The sequence below is a fragment of the Brevibacterium sp. H602 genome, assembly GCF_051172395.1.
In the GTDB taxonomy this organism is placed as follows: Bacteria; Actinomycetota; Actinomycetes; order Actinomycetales; family Brevibacteriaceae; genus Brevibacterium.
On the sequence record NZ_JBPIZD010000020.1, the window covers coordinates 56,538 to 65,580 of the forward strand.

Sequence of the window (9,043 nt, forward strand, 5' to 3'; positions counted from 1 at the left end):
CCGACGTCTCGGTCGCGGTGCACATGGCATCCACAAGCTCATAATGGATCAGAACCCTTGATTACTCTGGGGTAAGCGGCACTTGTCCACAGTCTCCACAAGTGCTGATACTTCTACCAAGTGAATTCAACTCCTAAGAGGGCGACCGCCACCGACTGCTGCGGGGGATGAGCTTCGAGCTCATGAGCTCGAGGTCGAGAGAGTCATGGACCTGCAGAATATTCGAACACAGGATCCCGGCCGATTCTCGAATGCGAGATTCGGTCGCTGAGCACCCTCGGCATCCCTTTTCGGCCGGCACTCCTGAGGTGGGCACAAATCGGATAGGCTGTGTAAAGTTTTCCGAGCAGTATCGAGCCTGTGACTCGCAACCCGGAATCTCGTGCCAGATGCCCAGTGCAGGTCGGGTGGCCACCCCGAAGGAGTAAAGTGAACGCGGAAGCATCCCCCTTGAAGTTCAAAGTCAATCGCGACGTTCTCGCTGACGCTGTTGCCTGGGCGACCAAGACTCTGCCCAACCGTCCTTCCGCTCCGGTCCTCACCGGTATTCTCATCACCGCCGAAGCCGGCGGCACAGTGCGTCTGGCCGTCTTCGACTACGAAGTCTCATCCCGCGTCGAGATCGTCGCCGACGTCGCCTCCGCAGGAACGGTCCTCGTCTCCGGACGTCTGCTCGCCGACATCTCCAAGGCTCTGCCGAACCAAGAGGTCACCCTCGAACAGATCGATGCGAAGGTCGACGTCACCTGCGGATCCTCGCGCTTCTCACTCATGACGATGCCCGTGGCCGAATACCCCGCGCTGCCGCAGATCCCCGATGACTCCGGCACCGTTTCGGCCGGTGAGTTCCAAAACGCCGTCTCGCAGGTCACGATCGCGACCTCGAAGGACGACACCCTGCCGATCCTCACCAGCGTGAGAGTCGAGATCGAGGGCGAGAAGGTCACTATGCTCGCCACCGACCGCTACCGTCTGGCCGTTCGCGAGTTCACCTGGAACCCGGGTCGCCCCGACGTCTCGGCCGTGGCCCTGCTGCGCGGACGTACGCTCTCCGATGTCTCGAAGTCCCTCGGCGGCGATGTCACGATCGGTCTGAGCACCGATGCCGGCAAGGACCTCATCTCCTTCACCTCGGCGGGTCGAGTCACCACCTCGCTGCTCATCGAGGGCGAGTACCCGAAAGTCCGCTCGCTGTTCCCGGATTCGGTTCCGATCCACGCCATCGTCGAGACTGCCGTGCTGCGCGAAGCCGTTCGCCGTGTCTCGCTCGTGGCAGAACGCAACACCCCGCTGCGCTTCGAGGTCACCGACGGCATGCTCACCCTCCACGCCGGCACCGGTGACGACGCTCAGGCCTCCGAAGCCGTCGAAGCCACGCTCCAGGGCGACGAGATCACCGTCGGCTTCAACCCGCACTACATCGCCGAAGGTCTCGCCGCTGTCGAGAGCCCGTACGTGAACTTCTCCTTCACGCAGCCGATGAAGCCGGTCATCATCTCCGGGCAGAAGGAACTCGACGGTCCTGCCGACGAGTCCTATCGCTATCTGCTCATGCCCACGCGCATCTGAATGTGGATATCCCGACTCTCCCTGCGTGACTATCGGTCGTATCCGGAGCTCGACCTCGAGTTCTCACCCGGAGTCACCACATTCGTGGCCGACAATGGGACCGGGAAGACCAATATCGTCGAGGCGATCGGGTATCTCGCTCATCAGCGCTCCCACCGGGTGGCCTTCGACGCTCCGCTCGTCCATGAGGGGCGTCAGGCTGCGACGGTGTCCGCACTGGTCAACCGGGATCAACGGCATGCCACCGTCGAGGTGACGATCCAGGCCAAAGGTGCCAACCGGGCCCGGGTCAACCGCAATGCGGTGAAGCTCAAGGACATCCTCGGCTTCGTCTCCTGTGTCGTCTTCGCTCCCGAGGACCTCAGTCTGGTCCGCGGTGAACCGGCTGAACGCCGGTCGTGGATCGACACGCTCGTCGTGGCGCGCAATCCGCGCTTCGCCTCGATCATCACGGACTTCGAACGGGCACTCAAACAGCGCAATGCTCTGCTCAAACGGCTCCGCGAGGACCGCGATCCCGGCCTCGAGGCGACTCTCGACATCTGGAACATGGCCTACGCGGACTCCGCTGCCGAACTCGTCTTCGGGCGCCAGCGGATCCTCGCCGATATCGTCGAACCGCTGCAGACGAACTTCGCCTATATCGCAGCCGATGCCCGGCTGGAACGGCAAGGCGCCCACATCGCCTACGATCCGCGCATCGACTACTCACAGGCCGCATCCGCTGCCGACTGCAAGGAGCTGCTGCTGGCGGCCCTCGATCGTCGCCGCACGACTGAGATCGAGCGCGGACTGACCCTGCACGGACCCGGTCGCGATGATCTTTCGCTGATGATCGGAACCCATCCGGCGAAGGGCTATGCGTCTCACGGAGAGACCTGGTCGCTGGCGCTGGCCATGCAGCTGGCAGGGTGGGATCTGCTCTCCGCCGATGCCGGAAGCGCCGCTGAACAGCCGATCCTCGTCCTCGATGACGTCTTCGCCGAACTCGACACCGGTCGGCGTCAGCGTCTGGCTTCCAGAGTGACATCGGCCGAACAGGTCTTCATCACCGCGGCCGTCGACTCCGATCTGCCCGATGGTCTCGAAGGAATCCGGATCGACCAGTCCCGACTCCTGCAGAGCGGCGCATCATGAGCGGCATCGACCGGGACTACTCCACTCCCGTCGCCGCACTCGAAGCCCTCGACCGAGTCCGCCGGATGGAGGTCACCGAAGCGAAGTTCGTCCGCAGCCGTCGCCGTTCCCGCCTGCGCGGCGAAGCCGTCTACTCGGGGTCGGGTCGAGACGGCCGTGACCCGAAGACCGTGTCATCTGTGCTCGGTTCGCTCATCACGGACCGCGGCTGGTCGTCCTCACTCGACATCGGCAAGGTGCTCGGCCGGTGGCCCGACCTCGTCGGACCCCAGGTGGCCCAGCACGCGACCCCCGTCGACTTCTCTCCTCCACTGCTCGTCATCGCCGCAGACTCGACGACCTGGGCGACCCAGCTGCGAGTGCTCAAACCGACGATCCTGCGCAGACTCGAGGAAGGGCTGGGCTCGGCGACGATCACCGAGATCGAGATCAAGGGGCCACAGGGACGCAGCTTCAAACGCGGTCGACGATCGGTGGCCGGCCGCGGACCTCGGGACACATTCGGGTGAAGTGGGCAGCCGCCTCGGCGAAATTCCGGGAAGAATCCCTGTATTTCTGAGAAGAACACAGAGGGCCTTAAACGGCCATAGCCGCTCCCTTACCTGTCCGGGGGTACATCTGCGGCACGAAAATTCGGGAAATACGCCTTCACAGGCCGCTTACGGGCATTTCAGCCTGCGGCGCGGTAGAATGGGGAGCTGATAGCGACCATCCGAACAAGGAGTCATATGACGACCGAGGATCAGCCTCATTATGATGCCGGCGACATCACTGTTCTCGAGGGTCTCGAGGCAGTCCGAAAACGGCCCGGCATGTACATCGGTTCGACCTCGGAACGTGGTCTCCACCACCTCGTTCAGGAGATCGTCGACAACTCGGTCGACGAGGCGATGGCCGGCTACTGCGATCATATCGAGGTCACCATCCTCGCCGACGGAGGCGTCCGTGTCGCCGATGACGGCCGCGGAATGCCGGTGGCGATGCACCCGACGGAAGGCAAGCCGACCGTCGAGGTGATCCTCACGATCCTCCACGCCGGCGGTAAGTTCGGCGGCGGCGGATACGCCGTGGCAGGCGGTCTCCACGGTGTGGGTTCGACCGTCGTCAACGCACTGTCCGAACGACTCGAGGTCGAGGTCAGGCGCGACGGCTACGTATGGACGATGGACTTCGACCGTGGCGTGCCCAACGGCGAACTGCAGCGCGGCGAAGCCACCGATGAAACGGGCACGACCGTGACCTTCTGGCCGGACGGCTCGATCTTCGAGACCACGGACTTCTCCTATGAGTACCTCCGTGCGCGCTTCCAGCAGATGGCCTTCCTCAACAAGGGCCTGAAGATCAGCCTCACCGATGAGCGCCACAACGAAGTCGATGACGACGATGTCCAGATCGACGAGGACGAGGCGACCGAGTGGAAGCCGCGCACCGTGACCTACGAGTACGCGAACGGTCTGCTCGACTATGTCGAGTACCTCAACTCGACGAAGAAGGCCGACCTCGTCCACCCCGATGTCATCGTCTTCGAAGCCGAAGAGGGCGAACAGACTCTCGCACTTGAGATCGCGATGCAGTGGACGACGTCGTACAACGAGTCCGTCCACACCTACGCCAACGTCATCAACACCCATGAGGGCGGCACCCACGAAGAGGGCTTCCGCACGGCTCTGACCTCGCTGGTCAATGCGTATGCGAAGGAACAGAAGCTGCTGCGCGACAAGGACCCGAACCTCACCGGCGATGACATCCGCGAGGGTCTCACGGCCGTCATCTCCGTCAAGCTCGGCGATCCCCAGTTCGAGGGTCAGACGAAGACGAAGCTCGGCAACTCCGAGGTCAAGGGCTTCGTCCAGCGGGTGGTCCGCGACGAACTCGGACACTGGTTCGAGTCGAACCCGGCCCAGGCCAAGGACGTCGTGCGCAAGGCGCTGCAGGCCTCCCAGGCCCGCCTGGCCGCCCGCAAGGCCCGTGAGGCCACTCGCCGCAAGGGACTGCTCGAGTCTTCGGGTATGCCCGGCAAGCTCAAGGACTGCCAGTCGAAGGACCCTTTCGTATCCGAAGTCTTCATCGTCGAGGGTGACTCGGCCGGCGGCTCGGCGACTCAGGGCCGCAACCCGAACACTCAGGCGATCCTGCCGCTGCGCGGAAAGATCCTCAACGTCGAAAAGGCTCGACTCGACCGCGCCCTGGGCAACAACGAAGTCCAGGCGATGATCACGGCCTTCGGCACCGGCATCGGTGAGGAATTCGATCTCGAGAAGCTGCGCTATCACAAGATCGTCCTCATGGCCGACGCCGATGTCGACGGTCAGCACATCACGACCCTGCTGCTGACGCTGATCTTCCGGTACATGAAGCCGCTCATCGAGCACGGCTACGTCTACCTCGCGACCCCGCCGCTCTACCGCATCAAGTGGTCGAACGCCCCGCACCAGTTCGCCTACACCGACAAGGAACGCGACGGACTGCTCGAGACCGGGCGGGCCGCCGGCAAGCGACTGCCCAAGGATCTCGCGATCCAGCGCTACAAGGGTCTGGGCGAGATGAACTACGAGGAGCTGTGGGAGACGACGATGGATCCCGACCACCGGCTGCTCAAGCAGGTGTCGCTCGACGATGCGATCGTCGCCGACGAGATCTTCACCGTCCTCATGGGCGACGACGTGGATTCGCGTCGCCGCTTCATCCAGGAGAACGCGAAGGACGTCCGCTTCCTCGATATCTGATCATCCGTCCTCACCGGGCAGCCGCCTCGGTGAGGGTGGGAGACCGGACGCACCGCACCCATTCTTTGCACGCACCAATCGCCGCCGCACACGGCTGAGATCCAGCCGGACACGGTACGAACACAAGGGAAGAGCCCACATTGGCCGACGAGAACGATATCGGAACAGAAATCAACCGGATCGAACAGGTTGATCTCAACCTCGAGATGCAGAGGTCGTACCTCGATTACGCGATGAGCGTGATCGTCGGCCGTGCCCTGCCCGACGTCCGCGACGGACTCAAGCCCGTCCATCGCCGCGTGCTCTACGCGATGTTCGACGGCGGGTACCGCCCCGACCGCAACTTCTCCAAGTGCTCGCGCGTCGTCGGCGACGTGATGGGCCAGTACCACCCGCACGGCGACACGGCGATCTACGACGCCATGGTCCGCCTCGTACAGCCGTGGACGATGCGCTACCCGCTCGTGGCCGGTCAGGGCAACTTCGGCTCCCCGGGCGACGACGGAGCGGCCGCACCGCGTTATACCGAGTGCAAGATGGCGCCCCTGGCCATGGAGATGGTCCGGGACATCGAAGAAGGCACAGTCGACTTCCAGGACAACTACGACGGCCGCAACCAGGAACCCATGGTTCTGCCCTCGAGGTTCCCGAACCTGCTGGTCAACGGCTCGGCCGGCATCGCCGTGGGTATGGCCACGAACATTCCTCCGCACAACCTGCGTGAGGTCGCCCAGGGCGCACAGTGGCTGCTGTCCCACCCGGAGGCGAGCAAGGAAGAGGCTCTCGAAGCCCTCCTCGGCATCATCAAGGGGCCCGACTTCCCGATGGGCGCGACGGTCCTCGGCCGCAAGGGCATCGAGGACACCTATCGCACCGGTCGCGGATCGATCACCCAGCGAGCAGTCGTCGAAGTCGAAGAGATCCAGGGCCGCACCTGCCTCGTCGTCACCCAGCTGCCGTACATGGTCAACCCGGACACCCTGGCCGCGAAGATCGCCTCCTACGTCAAGGACGGCAAGGTCGCCGGCATCGCCGATCTGCGCGACGAGTCCTCGGGCCGCACCGGTCAGCGCCTGGTCATCGTGCTCAAGCGCGATGCCGTGGCCAAGGTCGTGCTCAACAACCTGTACAAGCACACGTCGCTGCAGGAGAACTTCTCCGCGAACATGCTGGCCCTCGTCGACAGCGTGCCGCGCACACTGAGCATCGACTCGTTCCTGCGCCTGTGGGTCAAGCACCAGATCGAAGTCATCGTCCGTCGCACGCAGTTCCGTCTGCGCAAGGCCGAGGAACGCGCTCATATCCTGCGCGGCTACCTCAAGGCCCTCGACGCCCTCGACGAGGTCATCGCCCTGATCCGCCGCTCCCCGTCCTCGGACGAGGCACGGACCGGACTGATGGAGCTGCTCGAGGTCGACGAACTACAGGCCAATGCGATCCTCGACCTGCAGCTGCGCCGACTGGCCGCACTGGAGCGTCTGAAGATCCAGGAAGAGGCCGAGAAGATCGAGCAGCAGATCGCCGAGTACAACCACATCCTGGCAACCCCGGCTCGCCAGCGTGAGATCGTGTCCGAGGAACTCGACGAGATCGTCGAGCGCTACGGTGATGATCGCCGGACGAAGATCCTCGCCGGATTCGACGGGGATGTGTCCATGGAAGACCTCATCCCCGAGGAAGAGGTCGTCGTCACGATCACCCGCGGCGGTTACGCAAAGCGGACCCAGACGCACCTGTACCGGGCCCAGCACCGCGGAGGCAAGGGCATCAAGGGCGCGGCACTGCGCGGCGACGACGTCGTCGAACAGTTCTTCGTCACCTCCACACACAACTGGCTGCTGTTCTTCACGAACACCGGTCGCGTGTACCGGGCGAAGGCCTATGAGCTTCCCGAGGGCTCACGGGACGCCAAGGGCCAGCACGTGGCGAACCTGCTCGCCCTCCAGCCGGGTGAGACGATCGCCCAGGTGCTGTCGATCCGGGACTACGAGGTCGCCGACTTCCTCATCCTCGCCACCCGTTCCGGTGTGGTGAAGAAGACCCGCCTGAGCGATTACGACTCGAACCGCACCGGCGGTGTCATCGCCATCAACCTGCGTGAATACAAGGGTCAGCCCGATGAGCTGGTCTCGGCCCGCATCGTCGGCGCCGAGGATCACCTGCTGCTGATCTCGCGCAAGGGCATGTCGATCCGCTTCGCCGCCGATGACGAGTCGATCCGTCCCCTGGGCCGAGTCACCGGCGGTGTCACCGGGATGAAGTTCAAGGACGACGACGAGCTGCTCACGATGGACGTCGTTCGGCCGGACACCTACGTCTTCGTCGTCACGGAGGCCGGGTTCGCCAAGCGCACGCCGGTCGACGAGTACCGTCTGCAGGGGCGTGGCGGTCTGGGAATCCGGGTTGCGAAGATCACCGAACAGCGCGGAGACTTGGTAGGCGGACTCATCGTCGAAGACGGTGAGGAGGTCCTCGTGGTCATGGAGCGCGGTAAGATCGTTCGGTCGAGCATCGATGAAGTTCCGGCGAAGGGACGCAACACCATGGGTGTGGTGTTCGCGAAACCGGACAAGAAAGACCGTATTATCGCAGTGACCCGTGGGCCCGAAGCCGAGGTCGAAGACGAGATCGAAAGCGAAGACGATGCCGAAGTCCCGGAAGGTGAGGTCGCAGAGCCTCAGACCGGCAACGAGGATGTGGAAGAGTGAGCGATAGCAAACAGCCAGGCTCAGGCAAGATCATACGCACGTCGAGCGGCTCGACCCGTCTGACGGCCGGATCGTCGAAGTCCGATGACAAGTCGGCTGCAGCAAGCGGTTCAGGTTCGAACTCCGGGTCGGGAACCGGTGCAAAACAGGGATCCGGCTCCGGTCACGGCTCTTCGGGACCGAACAGCCAGAACGCCACCGTCGTCGCACCTCCCGCTCCGAAGGCCTCGCCGAAGCCCAACCGGGCGCCCTCGGCCGGCTCGACGCCATCGGCTCACACCGGGTCCCAGGGATCGGGTGCTCAGACCGGTTCGCAGGGATCCGGCGCACCGACTTCCGGTTCACAAGGATCGGGCCCCCAGGGATCGGGCGGCGGCAACCGCGGCGCCACCTCGGTGATGGGAAATGCCGCGAACACCGTCCGCGCCAGCTCCGGCAGCGTGAAGATGGGCGTGAAGAACATGGTCGACAGTGGGAAGGGCAAGAAGAAAAAGGGCCCCCGCACCGTCCGTCTCACCGTCTCCGCGGTCGACCCGTGGTCGGTCATGAAGATGTCGTTCCTCATGTCCGTGGCGATCGGCATCGCCACGATCGTCGCCTTCATCGTCCTGTGGGTCGTCCTGCAGGCGACCGGTGTGATGAGTGGCCTCGAATCGACGATGAGCGAGCTCGCCGGAGCAGAGTCGGCCGAGCGGATCGTCGGCATCTTCGGCTTCGGCCGGGTTGTTGCGGCCGGCTTCATCATCGCGGTTATCAACATCGTGCTGATGACGGCGCTGTCGACGTTGGCGGCCTTCATCTACAACATCGGCTCCCTCATCGCCGGCGGATTCAGCCTCACCCTCACCGACGACTAATAATTGCTACCTGACGGCGGCCCAGCAACCTCGCGCGAGGTTGCTG

Annotated in this window: 6 protein-coding genes; all 6 read left to right on the forward strand. The window is 63.9% G+C overall.

From position 1 onward, the window contains the following. Positions 1–429 precede the first annotated feature (429 nt). Entirely contained in the window at positions 430–1,569 is a 1,140-nt protein-coding gene (dnaN, locus tag ACSBQT_RS14360; protein ID WP_172173149.1) for a DNA polymerase III subunit beta, read from the forward strand. Next, the gene (gene recF, locus ACSBQT_RS14365) at positions 1,570–2,706 is read left to right on the forward strand and encodes a DNA replication/repair protein RecF (RefSeq protein WP_410709325.1); all 1,137 of its coding nucleotides are present in this window, start codon (positions 1,570–1,572) and stop codon (positions 2,704–2,706) included. Beyond that, positions 2,703–3,215, forward strand: coding sequence for a DUF721 domain-containing protein (locus tag ACSBQT_RS14370; protein ID WP_101546518.1), 513 nt, complete (start codon positions 2,703–2,705; stop codon positions 3,213–3,215). The genes recF and ACSBQT_RS14370 overlap by 4 nt, the downstream gene beginning before the upstream one ends. 219 nt (positions 3,216–3,434) lie before the next feature. Next, positions 3,435–5,432, forward strand: a complete 1,998-nt coding sequence (gyrB, locus tag ACSBQT_RS14375; RefSeq protein WP_410709326.1) for a DNA topoisomerase (ATP-hydrolyzing) subunit B — start codon at positions 3,435–3,437, stop codon at positions 5,430–5,432. A gap of 140 nt (positions 5,433–5,572) precedes the next feature. Continuing rightward, positions 5,573–8,140 (forward strand): DNA gyrase subunit A, encoded by a 2,568-nt coding sequence (gene gyrA, locus ACSBQT_RS14380; protein ID WP_410709327.1) that lies wholly within the window; start codon positions 5,573–5,575, stop codon positions 8,138–8,140. Further along, positions 8,137–8,997: a DUF3566 domain-containing protein gene (locus tag ACSBQT_RS14385; protein WP_410709328.1), complete on the forward strand. Its 861-nt coding sequence runs from the start codon at positions 8,137–8,139 to the stop codon at positions 8,995–8,997. The genes gyrA and ACSBQT_RS14385 overlap by 4 nt, the downstream gene beginning before the upstream one ends. The last annotated feature ends 46 nt before the right edge of the window (positions 8,998–9,043 follow it).